A 16,216-nucleotide genomic window follows, 5' to 3' on the forward strand; every position below is an offset into this window, starting at 1 on the left:
CGCCATGGCCCTCAAGGCCTCCTTCGCCGCCGCCCTCTTCGTCTCCGTCGCGATCGGTCTCGTGCTGCCGGCGCCGAGCGCCAATCGGACGCAACCGACCCAGTCGGCGTTCGAGACCGTTCACCTGAAGCGCGGCTGAATGCGAAACGGGCCCTCCGGTCGCCCGGAGAGCCCGCTGGTCCTCGCCGATCAGAATCGGATCAGAACTCTTCCCAATCCTCGTTGACCGCCACCGCGGCCGAGCCGCGAGAGACGGGGGCCGAGGGGCGCGACATCGGCCGCGACGCCGGACGCGCGGCGGCGGCAGGACGCGACGGCGCGGCCGAGGCTTTCGGCGCCGCGCCGGCGACGCGGAACCGCGAGACCAGTTCGGCCAGGTTGCCGGCTTCGTTCTTCAGCGAATGGGTGGCGGCCGTGGCCTCCTCGACCATGGCGGCGTTCTGCTGAACGACCTGGTCCATCTGGTTCACAGCCGAGTTGACCTCGTTCAGGCCGGTGGCCTGTTCGGTGGTCGAGGCCGAGATTTCCTTCATCAGCGCGTCGATCGAGGCGACCTGCTCGACGATGCGGCTCAGCGCCTCGCCGGTCTGGCCGACCAGGTCCACGCCGGCCTCGACCTGTTGGGTCGAGGTCGAGATCAGGGTCTTGATCTCCTTGGCCGCGTCGGCGGAACGCTGGGCCAGGGCCCGCACTTCCTGGGCGACGACGGCGAAGCCGCGACCGGCTTCGCCAGCCCGCGCCGCCTCGACGCCGGCGTTCAGGGCCAGGAGGTTGGTCTGGAAGGCGATCTCGTCGATCACGCCGATGATTTGGCTGACCTGGCTCGACGAGGTCTCGATTTCGGTCATGGCCGCGACGGCCTGGCCGACGATGCGGCCCGAACGCTCGGCGTCCGAACGCGCGGTGGCGACGACCTGTGAGGCCTCCTTGGCCCCCGAGGCGGTCTTGCGGACCGTGGCGGTGATCTCGTCGAGGGCGGCGGCGGTCTCTTCCAGGCTCGCGGCCTGCTGTTCGGTGCGACGCGACAGATTGTCGGACGCCGAGGCGATCTCGTCCGCGCCGGCGTTGACGCCGCCCGTGGCCGAGACGATCGCCTTCATCGCGTCTTCCAGCTTCAGGACGGCCTTGTTGAAGTCGTCACGCAGCTGCTGGTAGCGGCCCGCGAACGGCGCCTCGATCCGGCAGGTCAGGTCGCCTTCGGCCAGGCGCGACAGGCTCGAGGCGAGGGCCTCGACCACCTGGGCCTGTTCGGCGGCGGTGGCGCGGCGCTCGTCGTCATTGGCGGCGCGGTCGCGCTCGGCGGCCGTACGGGTCCGCTCGGCGTCCTGCTCGATCTGGATCTTGGCGATGGCCGCTTCCTTGAAGTGAACCACGGCGGCGGCCATCTGGCCGACCTCGTCGGCGCGGTCCACGGCCGGCACCTCGATGGCGTTGTCGCCCGAGGCCAGGCGGCGCATGGCGGCGGTCATGGCGGCCACCGGCTTGGCGATCGAGCTGGACAGCAGCAGGCCGCCGCCCAGGGCGATGGCGCCGCTCAGCAGGATGCCGGCCATCAGGACCAGGTTCGAGACGGCCTGGGCCTTCTTCTGGGCCAGGGCCTCGGCTTCGATCTGCGCCTGGGCCCAGGTCTGGATGGCGTCCAGGGCGTCCTCGACCGGCACCACGGCCTTGTCGGCGACGCCGTCGTTGCGGACCAGCTCGACCGCCTGCGGGCGGGTGGCCGGATCCGAACCCAGGCGCAGGGCCGGGTCGATGGCTTCCTTGCGGTAGCCGGCATAGGCGTCGCGGATCGCCTGGACCTGGGCGTGGTCGGCGTTCAGCGCGTCCAGCTTGTCCAGGGCGCCGAAGAACTTGACCTTGTGCACCGTCTCGATGCGCTTGACGTAATAGTCGTCACCCGAGAGCAGGTAGCCGCGCAGCGAGTTTTCCTGGCGGGTCAGGCGGTAGGTCGCCGTGTCGGCCGCCTGCATCACCTTGTAGGCGCGATCGGTGCGCGCGACCGAGTGTTCCAGCACCTTGGAATTGATGAACAGCGCCACGCCCATCGTCGCGATGGTCGCGAGCAGCACCCCGAACACGACCAACAGTTTCGTGGGGATCCTGAAATTGCCGAACTTCACCGCAGCCTCCGAGGTTGTCGCGTGGTTCGGGGGTCGAATGCGCCGCCACGGCGCTTTCCGCACCCGAACACGTTCCCCTACTCATGAGGCGTGCAAGGTTGCCGGGCTGTTAACCGTACCGTGACGGAACGTCGCAGGCGGCGAAAAACCGGCGCTATCTCAAGGGCTTGCCTGGAGTTGTGGGAGCGCTTCCCACACCAGGGCGGCGGCAACGAGAATGCCGATCTCGACGGCCATCCAGGGTGAAAATTTCGGTTCCGGAGCCGTCGCGGTCACAACCGCCCTCGCGACCCTAGTGCGCCTCGTCCCAGTTCAGGGCCGCGCGCGCCTCGACCGTCAGCGGCACGGATAGCGCCACCGCCGGATTGGCCGCGTTTTCCATGACCTCGCGAATGACCGCGCAAGCGCGATCGGCCTCGGCCTCGGGGGTCTCGAAGACCAGTTCGTCGTGCACCTGCAGCAGCATGCGCGACTCCAGGCCGGCGGCCGCGAGCGCGGCGGGCATGCGGATCATCGCTCGGCGCATGACGTCGGCGGCCGCGCCCTGGATCGGGGCGTTGATCGCCGCCCGTTCGGCGAACTGCCGATGGGCGGCCGACTTGGCCTGGATGTCGGGGATGTTGATCTTGCGACCGAAGATCGTGGTGACATAGCCGTGCTCGCGCACGAAGGCCTTGGTCGCGTCCATGTAGGCCTGGATGCCCGGGAAGCGCTCGAAATAGGTCTTGATATAGGCCCCCGCCTCGCCCTGAGCGATGCCCAGCTGGTTGGCCAGGCCGAACGCCGAGATGCCGTAGACGATGCCGAAGTTGATGGCCTTGGCCCGGCGGCGGATCATCGGGTCCATGCCCTCGATCGGCGTGTCGAACATCTCCGAGGCCGTCATGGCGTGGATGTCGAGGCCTTCCTGGAACGCCTTCTTCAGCTGCGGGATGTCGCCGATGTGGGCCAGCAGGCGAAGCTCGATCTGGCTGTAGTCGGCGCTGATCAGCACGTTGCCCGGCGCGGCGATGAAGGCCTTGCGGATCTTGCGGCCTTCCTCGGTGCGGATCGGAATGTTCTGCAGGTTGGGATCCGACGACGACAGGCGGCCCGTGGTGGTGGCGGCCAGGGCGTAGGAGGTGTGGACCCGTCCCGTGCCCGGCGCGATCGCCGCGATCAGGTTCTCGGTATAGGTGCCCTTCAGCTTCGACAGCTGGCGCCAGTCCAGCAGGACACGCGGCAGTTCGTGTTCCAGGGCCAGGGCCTCCAGCACGTCGCTGTCGGTCGACCACTGGCCGGTGGCGGTCTTCTTGCCGCCCTTCAGGTTCATCTCGCCGAACAGCACGTCGCCGATCTGTTTGGGGCTGCCCAGGTTGAACGGCCGGCCGACGATCTCCTGGGCCCGCTCCTCGTACTTGGCCATGCGCATCGAGAACTCGTTGGAGAGCAGGCGCAGCGCCTCGGGATCCACCTTGACCCCGTTGTTCTCCATCATCGCCAGCACGGTCGGCAGCGGGCGTTCCAGCGTCTCGTAGACGGTCGACAGCCCCTCGCGCGCCAGGCGCGGCTTCAGGGTCTGGTAGAGGCGCAGGGTGACGTCGGCGTCCTCGGCCGCGTAGGCCGTGGCTTCGGTCAGGCCCACGTGCTTGAAGCTGATCTGGGCCTTGCCCGTCCCGGCCACCTGCTTGAACGGGATCGGCTTGTGGCCCAGCCACAGCTCCGACAGCTCGTCCATGCCATGGCCGTGCAGACCGGCCTCCAGCACGTAGCTGATCAGCATGGTGTCCTCGATCGGCGCGACCTGGATCCCGTGCCGCGCCAGGACGGCGATGTCGTACTTGGCGTTCTGGGCCACCTTCAGCACCGCCGGGTCTTCCAGCAGCGGCTTCAGGGCGGCGATGGCGTCCTCCAGCGGGATCTGCACCAGGTCGGCGGCGGCTTCCAGCGCCAGGCCGTCCTTCTCGCAGTGGCCGACGGGGATGTAGCAGGCCTCGCCGGGATTGATGGCCAGCGACACGCCGCAGAGGCCGGCCGTGGCCGACGACAGGGCGTCGGTTTCGGTGTCGAACGCGACGATCCCCTTGGCCGTGGCCTTGGCGACCCAGGCCTTCAGAGTGTCCAGATCCTGGATCCGGACATAGGTCGTATGGTCGATGCTGATCGGCTCGGCCACGGGATTGGCGGCGGCGCGCGCGGCCGCGCCCATGTACGAGACGCTGGTGACCGGGGCCTTGGGCTGGACCGGAGCGCGGTCAAGCGTGCCCGGTGTCGCCGCGGCCGAGCCGTCGCCGACCCGACGGGCCAGGGTGCGGAACTCCATCTGCTCCAGGAACGCCGCCAGGACCTCCTTGTCCGGCTCGCGCACCTTCAGCTCGTCCAGCGGTTGGGGCAGCGGCGTGTCGCAGTCCAGCTTCACCAGGGCCCGCGACAGGCGGATCTGGTCGGCGAACTCGATCAGGGTCTCGCGGCGCTTGGGCTGCTTGATCTCGCCGGCCCGGGCCAGCAGCGTGTCGAGGTCGCCGTATTCGGTGATCAGCTGGGCGGCGGTCTTGACGCCGATGCCCGGGGCGCCAGGAACGTTGTCGACGCTGTCGCCGCACAGGGCCTGAACGTCGACGACCTTGTCCGGATAGACGCCGAACTTCTCGAACACCTGCTCGCGCTCGATCCGCACGCCCTTCATCGGGTCGAACATCGAGACGCCGTCGCCGACCAGCTGCATCAGGTCCTTGTCCGACGAGACGATGATCGCCTCGCCGCCGACGTCGCGGGCCTTGCAGGCATAGGCGGCGATCAGGTCGTCGGCCTCGTAGCCGGGCAGCTCGATGGCCGGAACGCCGAAGGCCAGGGTGGCCTCGCGGACCAGCGGAAACTGCGGGATCAGGTCCTCGGGCGGCGGCGGGCGGTGGGCCTTGTACTTGTCGTAGAGATTGTTGCGGAACGTCTTTTCCGAATGGTCCCAGATCACCGCCAGGTGGGTGGGCGTGTCGCCCTGCATGTCGCGCATCAGCTTCCACAGCATGTTGCAGAAGCCCTGGACGGCGCCCACCGGCAGGCCGTCGCTCTTGCGGGTCAGTGGCGGCAGCGCGTGATAGGCGCGGAACAGATAGGCCGATCCGTCGACCAGGAAGAGCCGGACGGCGGGACCGTCCTGGGTCAGGTCGGAAACGTTCGGAAGGGGGGGCGCGGCGACGTCGGTCATGGCCGGCAACATAGGGGGCGAGGGCCGCCCGGGAAACCCTCTGGCGAGCGGCAAAAGGATCGCCTAACATCCACCTAGGGTCGAGCGACGAAGGGGTCGGGCGCCGACCCGTTCATGGGGTTTTTAGTGCTGTCTCGTGTCGTTCTGCTGGCCCTCCTCGCGGCCGGCCTATCCTCCCACGCCTTCGCGGACGAGGATCCGAACGCCCTTCAGGCCACCGGCTGGCGACCCGTATGGACCGCATGGGCGCCGCGCGAAAAGGTCCGCGCGGCCTTTCCCAAGGGCGTGACCGCGACCGGGACGGCGGCGCTGGACTGCAAGGCGGGCCCCGCCGGCAAGCTCGTGGACTGCGTCATCGCCCAGGAAGACCCCGTTGGTCAGGGTTTCGGCCAGGCCGCGCTGTCGCTGGTGGGTTATGAGCGCATCAAGACTGAAGATGAAAAGGGCGTGTCCGTGGCGGGACGTCCGCTTCGCACCTGGTTCACACTGCTCGCGCCGGGCGATGCGGAGCCGGACTGGCTGAAGCGCCCCACGGCGAACGATCTGGCCGCCGTCTTCCCCAAGAAAGCGATCGAAGCCGGCATGAAAGGCCGCGCGACGATCCTCTGCAAGGTGACGGTCGAGGGCTTCCTCGAGGCCTGCAAGGTACATGACGAGAAACCGACCGGCTATGACTTCGGCGCGGCGGCCCTGCAGTTAGCGCCGCAACTGCGGATGACGCCGCGCATCCGTGGCGGTCGTCCCGTGGCGGGCGGCGACGTGACCATTCCGGTCATCTGGCCCAATGTCCCAAGGGACCTGCCGACGGGACCCAGCCTCGTCATGGACCTGCCCTGGGCCCAGGCGCCGACCCAGGCGGAAATCAACGCCGCCTGGCCCAAGGAGGCCGCGGGCCTCGCCTCCGGCCAAGCGGCTCTGCGCTGCGAGCTGGAGAAGACCGGCGTCCTGCGCGACTGCACCGTCATAACCGAGAGCCCGCGTGGAAAGGGCTTCGGAAAGGCCGCCAAGACGCTGTCCAAGTCGTTTCGCATCAACTTCAGTCCTGAGGAGGTCCGCGAACTGAAGGAGCTGGCCATCGACATACCCTTCCGTTTTCGCGACCCGGCGCTGCCGGAAGGACGCAAGCTGACGGCGCCTCGCTGGGTCCAGACGCTGTCGGCGGACGGCATGGCGGCGGTCTATCCCGCGGCCGCGATCAAGGCGGGGATCAAGTCCGGTTCCGGCGCGGCCTCGTGCGTCGTCACCGCCGAAGGGCGCCTGAGCGCGTGCAGGGCCGTGCGTGAGGCCCCGGCCGGCCTCGACTTCGGCGCGGCGGCGGTAAAGGTGGCCTCGGTCATGCGGATGAACCCCTGGACCAAGGAAGGCGACACCGTCGACGGCCTGGTCATCACCCTGCCGATCGCCTTCACTTGGGACGACACCGCCCCCGCCCCACCGGCGGCCCCGAAATAGAGTCGCTAGCGCAAGAATCGTTCCCGGAATTCCCCATTCGGGGCGCGGGCCGACGAAGCTTGCCGGATTTTCGCAGGCTGCCGGGTATGGCGTTACACTGAGCTGACACCCACCTCAGAAACCCTCGCCTTGCGCCAACAGGGCATGAAGCGTACGGAACGCGGCTCCGCGACCTATGCGGACGGACAGTATTTCAGGAGCGCGCGATGGGTTACCGGGTCGCTGTGGTCGGCGCCACGGGCAATGTGGGCCGCGAGATGTTCAACATCCTCGAGGAAGTCAAATTCCCCGTGGACAAGATGCACGCCATCGCCAGCCGCAAATCCATCGGCGTGGAAGTCTCGTTCGGCAATCAGATCCTGCGCTGCGAGGACCTCGAGCAGTTCGACTTCTCGACCGTCGACATCGTGCTGATGAGCGCTGGCGGCGCCATCTCCAAGGCCTGGGGCGAGAAGATCGGCGCGGCCGGTCCGATCGTCATCGACAACAGCAGCCACTTCCGGATGGACCCGGACGTGCCGCTGGTGGTGCCGGAAGTGAACCCGGACGCCGTCAACACGCTGCCCAAGAACATCATCGCCAACCCCAACTGCTCGACCGCGCAGCTGGTCGTGGTGCTCAAGCCCCTGCACGACGAGGCCAAGATCAAGCGCGTCGTCGTCTCGACCTATCAGTCGGTGTCGGGCGCGGGCAAGGAAGGCATGGACGAGCTGTGGGAGCAGACCAAGGGCGTGTTCGTCCTGGGCGCCCCGCCGCCCAAGAAGTTCACCAAGCAGATCGCCTTCAACGTCATTCCGCACATCGACGTCTTCATGGAAGACGGCTTCACCAAGGAAGAGTGGAAGATGATGGCGGAAACCAAGAAGATCCTGGATCCGTCGATCAAGCTGACCGCCACCTGCGTGCGGGTGCCGGTCATGGTCGGCCACGCCGAGTCCGTGAACATCGAGTTCGAGACCCCGCTGGACGAGGACGACGTCCGCGAGATCCTGCGCGACGCCGACGGCGTGGAAGTCATCGATAAGCGCGAGGACGGCGGCTACATGACGCCGAAGGAAAGCGCCGGCGAATTCCCGGTCTATGTCTCGCGCATCCGCACCGACCCGACCGTCGAGAACGGCATCGCCCTCTGGTGCGTGGCCGACAACCTGCGCAAGGGCGCGGCGCTGAACGCCGTGCAGATCGCCCAGCTCCTGCACGACAAGGGCCTGATCAAGCAGAAGACCCCGGCTTAAGGACAGATCCGGCCGTCCCGTCCCGGCGAATACTGCTAAGCAGCGACCCATGCTGACCGATCCGTTTTTCTACGCGGTGGCCATCCCGGCCGTGATCCTGCTGGGCCTGGCCAAGGGCGGGTTCGCCGGGATCGGGGTGGTGGCGGTGCCCATGATGGCCCTGGCCGTCTCGCCGGTCATGGCCGCCTCGATCACCCTGCCGATCCTGCTGGTCCAGGACGTGGTCAGCGTCTGGTCGTTCCGGAAGAGCTGGGACAAGGGCCTGTTGATCCTGATGTTGCCGGCGGCGGCGGTCGGGATCTTCCTGGGCTGGGCGCTGGCCGCCTTCGTCAAGGAGGCCGCGGTCGAGCTGGCCGTGGGGGCCATCGCGGTCGTCTTCGCCCTGCAGCGCCTGTGGGCCGAGCGCGCGGTCAAGGCCGCCGAGCAGGTCGAGGCCAAAATCATAGGAGGATGGCCAGCGCGGCCTTGGCTGGGAGCCCTGTGCGGCGCGGCGGCCGGCTTCACCAGCCAGATCGCCCACGCGGGCGGCCCGCCCTTTCAGATCTATGTGCTGCCGCGCCGGCTGGCGCGCGACACCTTCATCGGCACGAGCGCCATCTTCTTCGCGGTCGTGAACTGGATGAAGGTCCCCGCCTACATCGCCCTGGGCCAGTTCACGCCGAAGGTGCTGGCGACCGCCGGAGTGCTGCTGCCGCTGGCCATCGCCTCGACCTGGGCCGGGGTCTGGCTGGTGCGCCGCGTGCCGGCCGAGGGCTTCTACAAGGTCATCTACGTCCTGCTGATCGCGGTCGGCGGCAAGTTGGTGTTCGATGGCGCGCGCGGCCTTTTCTTTTAGGCCGCCGCTCTCCTGGAATCTTTTCCGGCTGATCGTGTCGCGCAGGCCCTTTCGCCGCCATGATGATCACCGCTTATATGTCACGGAACGAACCTAGGGTTCGGGCGTAGTTGCCATACGAATGGGCGGGCCATGACTGCGAGCACCACCTCGACCGAAATCATCGTCGCACCGGCTGGCCAAGAGGTCGCGGCGCCGGCGGTCGCGACCCACTATCCGACGCCCGCCGCCAAGTGCGCCGATCTGGTGGTGCATCTGGCCGGCCTGGCCTGCGCCCTGCTGGGCGGCGGCATCCTGCTGGGCCTGGCGTTCGGCATGGGCAACCTGAAGCAGGTGGCCGCGGTCAGCATCTACACGGTGGGCCTGATCCTGATGCTGTCGCTGTCGACGGCCTACAACTTCGCCAAGGCCCGCTGGCGCCCGCTGCTGCGCCGCTTCGACCACGCCGGCATCTTCGTGATGATCGCCGCCTCCTACACCCCGTTCACCACCCAGAACCTGCACGGATGGTGGGCCATCGGCATGACCACGGCGGTCTGGACCGTGGCCGGCGTCGGCGTGGCGGCCAAGCTGTTCCTGCCCGGCCTGGACAAGCGTTTCTGGGTCGGCCTGTACCTGGCCCTGGGCTGGCTCGTCCTGGTCGCCATCAAGCCGATGATCGACGGCCTGTCGTGGGTGGCGCTGCTGCTGCTGGCCATCGGGGGCCTCGTCTATTCCACCGGCACCATCTTCTACCTGATGCGCCGCCTGAAGTTCCGTCGCGCCATCTGGCACGGCCACGTGATCGGCGGCGCGGGCCTGCACTACGCGGCCGTTCTGGTGGGCGTGGTGCTGGCCGGCGCCCGCTAGGCCGCCGCGTTGGAGACTGTCATTGGATAGGGACCCTACCGGCAAGATCAGCCTCCAGGGCTTCTTCAAGGACTGGAAATCCAGCGACCCGCTGCGCGGCAAGCGCCTGCCGACGCCGCCTTCGGATCGCAACGTGCAGGCCGCCGGCTTTCCCGGCGCTCGCCTCACCGTCGACCAGGCCGACGACACGCTGCGCCAAGCGGCCGACCGGCTGGCCCCGCTGCGCTCGCTGATCGGCCGCGACGAGTTCAACATCCTGGCCCTGTCGGGCGGCGCGGCCGGCGGCGCCTATGGCGCGGGCGTGCTGACGGGCCTGTCCAAGGCCGGACGCCGGCCCGACTTCGCCATCGTCACCGGCGTCAGCACCGGGGCCCTGATCGCGCCCCTGGCCTTCCTGGGCCCGGCCTGGGACGAGCGCCTAACCGACGCCTATGTCGGCGGCCACGCCACCGAGCTGCTCAGCCTGCGCCGCCTGGCTCCGGCCCTGGGCCCCAGCATTTTCAAGGGCGAATCCCTGGAGGCCCTGGTCGAGACCTTCGTAGACCAGGAGATGGTCGAGGCCGTCGCGGTCGAGCACGCCAAGGGCCGCCGCCTGCTGATCGCCACCACCAATCTCGACAGCCAGCGGGCCGTCGTCTGGGACATGGGCGAGATCGCCACCCGCGGCGGCGAGGACGCGCTGAAGCTGTTCCGCGCCCTGCTGGTGGCTTCGTCCTCGGTGCCGGGCATCTTTCCGCCCAAGCTGATCGACGTCGAGGTCGATGGCGCCGCCTATCAGGAGATGCACGTCGACGGCGGGGTCGCCGCGCCGCTGTTCCTGATGCCCGACGCCCTGCTGCACTGGCGCAACCTCGGGCCCCGCTTCCGGCGCGGCCGGGTGCACGTGATCGTCAACACCGTGTTGGATCCCTCGACCCAGTCGACACCGCCCGGCGTCGCCTCGATCATGAGCCGCAGCTTCGACACCATGCTGCGGTTCTCGTATCGCCAAGCCTTGAGCCTGGCCGCCGGGTTCTGCTCGCGCCACAACCTGCCGCTCAGCGTGGCCTCGATTCCCAACGCCTTCGAGGGCATGAACCTGCTGAAGTTCGAGACCGACCTGATGCGCCGGATCCACGACGCGGGCGTAGATCAGGCGATGCGGGGCACGGTTTGGACCAGCGCCGTCGAGGAGCAGAGCCTGTGGCGCGGCCTGTTCAAGAAACAGGTCCCGCCAACCTCGACCGGCACGGGCGTGATCGTCCGCGACGAACCTGGCCCCGTGGGGATCGAAGCGCCGCTGGAGCCTTAGCTCGGGGCGCTACGCCTTCTTCAGCCAGCGCGCGCGCAGCTTGTCGACGTTCGGCGGGTCGGCGCGGAAGTCCGAGGCCAGGCCCAGACGGGCGTTGCACGACGGGCAGCGGACCGAGTCCGCGTCGGCCAGGTCGGTCGGCGGGTCGAACCGTGTGCCGCACGGCTTGCACTTCCAGTCGCCTACGGCCGGCGGCGGCGGAGGGGGCGGCGGCGGCTGAGGCGTGACGATCACCGTGCGCGCCGTCGGCTTGACCATACGCTCGAGCGGCGGCGGGCCGCCAGGCGCGGCGACGCCGCTCTTGAGGCTCAGGGTCTTGCGGCGCGGGGGCTCGCTCTCGCTCATGACATCGCTGGCGGCTGTGGATGGAAACCGGCTAGCTGCATGAAAGCGGCCGGAAACACAAGCCTTATAGGGGCGGCGGGCTCTACCAGTGGGGCTTCAGGCTGAAGGACAGGGCCACGACGTCGTCCTTCTGGGTGGCGAGACCCATGATGCCTTCCTTGGCCTTGATCTCGCGGTGGATGTAGCCCAGCGAGGCTTGCATGGGTCCCTTGCGCCAGGCCACGCCCGCCTGGCTGTCGCCGATCAGGCGGCTGGTCACGTCCTGCGAAAGGCCCGCGCGGGCCCAGTCGCCGTTCTGGCCGCGCAGCATGTTCAGGCCCACGGCCCGGCCACTGGCGGCGGCGAAGATGTACCAGCGCCCTCGGTCGCCGAAGGTCGCGTCGCCTTCGCGCACGCCGATGGCGTCGGTCACCCGGTCGCCCATGTTCCTCTTCTTGCCCAGGCGCAGGGTGGCGCCGGCCTCGGCCGAGCCGCCGGCCCCCCCGAAGCCCACGCCGGCGTGCGGCGTCACGTCAAGGGCGAACCGGCGCCCCTGCAGCGAGACGGCGGCGGGCCAGCCGCGGGTCACGGTGACGTCGATATCCTGCAGCTCGTAGGCGTCGGCGTCCGGGCGGACCAGGGTCAGGGGCGCGACGGCGGCGGTCTTGGAGACGCCGGCCACCGACAGGCGGACGGAATCGATCGGGCCGCCGGCCTGGGCCTGGCGGGTGAAGGCGTTCGAGCGCCAGGTCACGGGACCGGCGCCGTCGTAGTAGCGGTCGGCGTCGAGGATGCGGGCGTCGCCGGCGACACTGGCGGCGGGCGACAGGGCGAAGCCGCCCTCCAGCGCGCTCTCGGCGCCGGCGACGTCGCGCGCGGCGAAGCCGGTCGTGCTGGACGAAAGGCTCAGCGGACGAGCGGTTTCAGACTTCACCTGGAAGGAAATTCTGGCCGGGGGCTTGTCGGCCGCCAGGGCGGCGCCATTTACCACCGTGGCGCTCTTGCCGGCCTTCTGCGCCGCGCAGGCCGAGGTGGCGTGGGCGCCGACCGCGGCCACGATCATGGCCGCTACACAAAGGACGGTTCGCTCCCCAGCGGTCCGCATTCCGGATTCCCCAATCCAACGGAAGTCCAGCCTACGCCCTTCGCGCCACCTGTCTACGGCGACGAATGCGCACATGGTGAACCGCCGCGAACGCTGACGGTTCCTCGGCGACGCGAAACGGCGGCGTGATCGCTCACGCCGCCGTTCGTTTTGTCCCCGATCCGCCAGGCAGGCCGCTCTTACTGGCAGGCAAGGCACTCGTCGTAGTCGGTCTTGGCCGGAGCGTCGAAGCCGCTCGTCTCGGCCTTGTCGCCGGCGCCGGCATAGGCCGCGCGCTGCACCGACTTGGAGCGCAGGTAGTAGAGGCTCTTCACGCCGCGTTCCCAGGCCTGCCAGTGCAGCATGTGCAGGTCCCACTTGTCGACGTCGCCCGGCAGGAAGATGTTCACCGACTGGCTCTGGCAGATTTCCGGCGTGCGGTCGGCGGCCAGCTCGACCACCCAGCGCTGGTCCAGTTCGAACGCCGTCTTGTAGACGTCCTTGTCGTCCTGGCTGAGGAAGTCGAGATGCTGGACCGAGCCCTCGTGCTCCAGGATCGAGCCCCACACCGCGTCGGTGTTCTGGCCCTTCTCCTCGAGCAGCTTCTCCAGATAGGGGTTCTTGACCGCGAACGAGCCCGACAGGGTCTTGTGGGTGTAGATATTGGCCGGGATCGGCTCGATGCCCGCCGAGGTGCCGCCGCAGATGATCGAGATCGAGGCGGTCGGGGCGATGGCCAGCTTGTGCGAGAAGCGCTCCTTGGAGCCGCGATCGGCGGCGTCCGGGCACGGGCCCTTCTCTTCGCCCAGCGCGATCGAAGCCTTGTCGGCCTCGCGGCGCAGGTGCTTGAACATCCGCATGTTCCAGCTCTTGGCCAGGGCGCTCTCGAACGGAACGTTCTGGCTCTGCAGGAAGCTGTGGAAGCCCATCAGGCCCAGGCCCACCGAACGCTCGCGCATGGCGGCGTAGGCGGCGGTCGCGGCCGCGTCGGGCGCGCGGTCGATGAAGTCCTGCAGGACGTTGTCGAGGAAGCGCATGACGTCCTCGATGAACGTCGGGTGGTCGCGCCACTCCAGGAAGGTCTCGGCGTTGACCGACGACAGGCAGCAGACGGCCGTGCGGTCGTTGCCCAGGTGGTCGCGGCCCGTGTGCAGCATGATCTCGCTGCACAGGTTCGATTGGCGGACGCTCAGGCCCAGCTCGCGCTGGTGGGCCGGCATGGCGCGGTTCACGGTGTCGGAAAAGATCAGGTAGGGCTCGCCGGTCTGCAGGCGCAGCTCCAGGATCTTCTGCCACAGGGCGCGGGCGTCGACCTCGCGCAGCACTTCGTTGGTCTTGGGCGAGCGCAGGCCGAACTTGGTCCCGTCGCGCACGGCGTGCATGAACGCGTCGGTGATGTTCAGGCCGTGATGCAGGTTCAGGGACTTGCGGTTGAAGTCGCCCGACGGCTTGCGGATCTCGAGGAACTCCTCGATTTCCGGGTGGTGCACGTCGAGATAGACGGCGGCCGAGCCGCGGCGTAGCGAGCCTTGGCTGATCGCCAGGGTCAGGCTGTCCATGACGCGGATGAACGGGATGATGCCCGAGGTCTGGCCCTGGCCCTTGACCTTCTCGCCGATCGACCGGACGCCGCCCCAATAGGTGCCGATGCCGCCGCCGTTGGCCGCCAGCCAGACGTTCTCGTTCCAGACGTTCAGGATGCCATCCAGGCTGTCGCTGACGGCGTTCAGGAAGCAGCTGATCGGCAGGCCGCGATCGGCGCCGCCGTTCGACAGCACCGGCGTCGCCGGCATGAACCACAGGCGGCTCATATAGTCATAGACGCGCTGGGCGTGCTCGGCGTCGTCGGCAAAGGCCGTCGACACGCGGGCGAACATGTCCTGATACGACTCGCCCGGCAGCAGGTAGCGGTCTTCCAGCGTGGTCTTGCCGAAGTCGGTCAGCAGGGCGTCGCGCGAGCGGTCCACCTGGACCTTCTGCACCAGCGCCAGCTGCGGGCGTTTGGCCGGCTTGATCGCCGCCAGTCGAGCCTCGCTCCGGATGTTCGTCTTCGCCGCTTCACTGCCGTTCATGACCAAATCCATTGCTCAATCAGCGTGTTCCGGTGAAGGGGTTTACCCCGCCCAGCCGCTATATCTTGTGGCCGAGGAGCCCCCTCAGCCCAGATATGGGGCCATAAGGGTGAATGACTCGTCAACGGCTCGGCCCCGAGTTTTTCGTTAACAACCTGTGAACGGCCCCGAAGTTGTGAGGCGGGACAAGGGGTTGCCTCACCGAACTTTTTTCACCCGCGACGGACCGTCGCAAGGCGTCTTGAGCCATCCGCCCCCGGACAACGGCGTTCGTTAACAGGGCGCCCACAAGGGATGGTGGCCGACTGTATATGGGACCTCCGGCGCGGGTCCCAGCGCCGCCGCGAGCGAACGCCCGGAAACCGGGGGTTCGCGCCCGCCATGGCCGCTCCGCGTGACGATCCGAACCGCGCGCGGCCGATGTTCGACGAAAAATAGAGCGGCAAAAAGAAAGGGCCCGGCGTTTCCGCCGGGCCCTCCCCAGTAGCAGTGCGATTCGATCTTAGAAGTTGATCGAGATCGTCGAACGACGGTTCAGCGGTTCCTTCACACCGTCGCCGGTGGCGACGGCCGGAGCGCTTTCGCCCTTCCAGTCGACGGCGAGGACGCCGGCGGGGACGCCTTGCGAGACCAGGGCGTCAGCCACGGCCTTGGCGCGGCGCTCGGAGAGCTTGGCGTTGTACTTGGGCGAACCCGAGGTGTCGGTGTGACCGACGACCACCAGCTTGGTCGCGTGACCATCGTTGGCGTACTTCGCGGCTTCCGTGACCACCGATTGCGCTTCCGGCGTCAGGACCGATTGGTCGAACGGGAAGTACACGATGAACTCGCGGGCCTCATACTGCGGCGGCGGCGGAGGCGGCGGCGGCGGGGGAGGCGGCGGAGGCGGCGGCGGCGGGGGAGGCGGCGGCGGCGGCGGGGGCGGCGGCGGGGGCGGCGACGCGAACGAGTAGCGCAGACCCACGGTCAGCGACTGGTCCTTGTACTGGCCCTGGAAGGCGCCCGGCTGCAGCACGTTGGAGCCTTGCGACTGGAACGCGTGCTCGGCGCCGGTGATGTAGCGATAGGTGAAGTCGATCTTCAGCTTGTCGGTGGCCTTGATCGACGCACCGGCGATGGCCTGCCAGGCCACGGCGATATCGTCGTCATCCACCGTCAGGTTCTGGATCGCGGGGTTCGTCGTCGTGATCGCGCCCGGAACGCCGCTGAACTGGCCAAGGGCCTTGACGTCCAGACGGTTGATGCCGACGCCGGCGCCGAGGAACGGATTCAGCCACGAGTCCGGCGCGAAGTCATAGATGACGTTCGCCATCAGGCTCCACGAGTCGATCGAACCGTCCGGCGAACCGCAGGTCTGGGCCGACGACGTGCGCGTCACGCCCGGGGTGCAGAGCGCGATCGGCTGGCTGCGAACGGCGTTGCCGTGAACGCTGTCCAGGTCGCCGGGGCGATAGCCGCCTTCGACTTCAGCGCGCCAGTGCGGGTTGAACTGGTAGCCGAGACGGACGAAGCCGGTCCAGTCGTTCTGCGACTTCCAGGCCCAGTGATAGTGGGCGCCGTCCGGAGCGTTGGCGTCCGACTCGGTCTTGAGGCTTTGCGGCCAGTGGTAGCCGAGGTCGACCGCGCCGTACCAGCCGGTCTCTTGGGCCGAAACGCCCGACGCGGCGAACACCGCGGCCAGAGCGACTCCCGCCAGGAGGTTGAGTTTCATCGTTGAAGAGCCCTCTATTGCCCTGCCCAGGCCGGAGACCGACCGAGCGCTGTTATACC

The 16,216-nt window shown here is 68.3% G+C and carries 12 protein-coding genes; 6 read left to right on the forward strand and 6 right to left on the reverse strand.

Annotation, left to right across the window (positions count from 1 at the left end; genetic code table 11):
* The first annotated feature begins 4 nt into the window (after positions 1-4).
* A complete protein-coding gene (locus tag ABIC66_RS02450) occupies positions 5-139 on the forward strand; it encodes a hypothetical protein (RefSeq protein WP_354067795.1) in 135 nt (44 codons plus the stop codon).
* A 61-nt stretch (positions 140-200) separates the two neighbouring features.
* Here the strand turns inward: ABIC66_RS02450 and ABIC66_RS02455 are convergent, their stop codons facing one another.
* A complete protein-coding gene (locus ABIC66_RS02455) occupies positions 201-2,120 on the reverse strand; it encodes a methyl-accepting chemotaxis protein (protein ID WP_354067796.1) in 1,920 nt (639 codons plus the stop codon).
* Between the two features lie 292 nt (positions 2,121-2,412).
* Positions 2,413-5,304 (reverse strand): DNA polymerase I, encoded by a 2,892-nt coding sequence (gene polA, locus ABIC66_RS02460; RefSeq protein ID WP_354067797.1) that lies wholly within the window; start codon positions 5,302-5,304, stop codon positions 2,413-2,415.
* A 126-nt stretch (positions 5,305-5,430) separates the two neighbouring features.
* On the opposite strand from polA, the gene ABIC66_RS02465 reads away from it, so the two are divergent.
* The 5 genes from ABIC66_RS02465 to ABIC66_RS02485 all read left to right on the forward strand — a co-directional run bounded on the left by ABIC66_RS02465 (position 5,431) and on the right by ABIC66_RS02485 (position 10,966).
* Entirely contained in the window at positions 5,431-6,756 is a 1,326-nt protein-coding gene (locus ABIC66_RS02465) for an energy transducer TonB (protein WP_354067798.1), read from the forward strand.
* A gap of 206 nt (positions 6,757-6,962) precedes the next feature.
* Complete coding sequence (locus tag ABIC66_RS02470) at positions 6,963-7,991, forward strand: aspartate-semialdehyde dehydrogenase (protein ID WP_354067799.1); 1,029 nt, start codon at positions 6,963-6,965, stop codon at positions 7,989-7,991.
* A 49-nt stretch (positions 7,992-8,040) separates the two neighbouring features.
* Entirely contained in the window at positions 8,041-8,826 is a 786-nt protein-coding gene (locus tag ABIC66_RS02475; protein WP_354067800.1) for a sulfite exporter TauE/SafE family protein, read from the forward strand.
* Between the two features lie 132 nt (positions 8,827-8,958).
* Complete coding sequence (gene trhA / locus ABIC66_RS02480; RefSeq protein WP_354067801.1) at positions 8,959-9,675, forward strand: PAQR family membrane homeostasis protein TrhA; 717 nt, start codon at positions 8,959-8,961, stop codon at positions 9,673-9,675.
* A gap of 22 nt (positions 9,676-9,697) precedes the next feature.
* Entirely contained in the window at positions 9,698-10,966 is a 1,269-nt protein-coding gene (locus ABIC66_RS02485; RefSeq protein WP_354067802.1) for a patatin-like phospholipase family protein, read from the forward strand.
* 9 nt (positions 10,967-10,975) lie between these two features.
* On the opposite strand, the gene ABIC66_RS02490 is transcribed toward ABIC66_RS02485, so the two are convergent.
* The 4 genes from ABIC66_RS02490 to ABIC66_RS02505 all read right to left on the reverse strand — a co-directional run bounded on the left by ABIC66_RS02490 (position 10,976) and on the right by ABIC66_RS02505 (position 16,157).
* Positions 10,976-11,311, reverse strand: a complete 336-nt coding sequence (locus ABIC66_RS02490; RefSeq protein WP_354067803.1) for a hypothetical protein — start codon at positions 11,309-11,311, stop codon at positions 10,976-10,978.
* 82 nt (positions 11,312-11,393) lie between these two features.
* Positions 11,394-12,353 carry a lipid A-modifier LpxR family protein gene (locus ABIC66_RS02495; protein WP_354067804.1) on the reverse strand — a complete coding sequence of 320 codons (960 nt, stop codon included), beginning with the start codon at positions 12,351-12,353 and terminating at the stop codon, positions 11,394-11,396.
* 221 nt (positions 12,354-12,574) lie between these two features.
* The gene (locus ABIC66_RS02500; RefSeq protein ID WP_354068356.1) at positions 12,575-14,452 is read right to left on the reverse strand and encodes a ribonucleoside-diphosphate reductase subunit alpha; all 1,878 of its coding nucleotides are present in this window, start codon (positions 14,450-14,452) and stop codon (positions 12,575-12,577) included.
* A 496-nt stretch (positions 14,453-14,948) separates the two neighbouring features.
* On the reverse strand, positions 14,949-16,157 hold the full coding sequence (locus tag ABIC66_RS02505) for an OmpA family protein (protein WP_354067805.1): 1,209 nt from the start codon (positions 16,155-16,157) through the stop codon (positions 14,949-14,951).
* Positions 16,158-16,216 lie beyond the last annotated feature (59 nt).

It is taken from the genome of Caulobacter sp. 1776 (genome assembly GCF_040545685.1).
GTDB lineage: Bacteria > Pseudomonadota > Alphaproteobacteria > Caulobacterales > Caulobacteraceae > Caulobacter.

What these genes read in the sequence shown, in the direction of transcription:
- ABIC66_RS02505 (WP_354067805.1), bottom strand. Translation starts at nt 16,157, where the DNA reads ATGAAACTCAACCTCCTGGCGGGAGTCGCTCTGGCCGCGGTGTTCGCC.
- ABIC66_RS02490 (WP_354067803.1), bottom strand. Translation starts at nt 11,311, where the DNA reads ATGAGCGAGAGCGAGCCCCCGCGCCGCAAGACCCTGAGCCTCAAGAGC.
- polA (WP_354067797.1), bottom strand. Translation starts at nt 5,304, where the DNA reads ATGACCGACGTCGCCGCGCCCCCCCTTCCGAACGTTTCCGACCTGACC.
- trhA (WP_354067801.1), top strand. Translation starts at nt 8,959, where the DNA reads ATGACTGCGAGCACCACCTCGACCGAAATCATCGTCGCACCGGCTGGC.
- ABIC66_RS02450 (WP_354067795.1), top strand. Translation starts at nt 5, where the DNA reads ATGGCCCTCAAGGCCTCCTTCGCCGCCGCCCTCTTCGTCTCCGTCGCG.
- ABIC66_RS02495 (WP_354067804.1), bottom strand. Translation starts at nt 12,353, where the DNA reads ATGATCGTGGCCGCGGTCGGCGCCCACGCCACCTCGGCCTGCGCGGCG.
- ABIC66_RS02475 (WP_354067800.1), top strand. Translation starts at nt 8,041, where the DNA reads ATGCTGACCGATCCGTTTTTCTACGCGGTGGCCATCCCGGCCGTGATC.
- ABIC66_RS02470 (WP_354067799.1), top strand. Translation starts at nt 6,963, where the DNA reads ATGGGTTACCGGGTCGCTGTGGTCGGCGCCACGGGCAATGTGGGCCGC.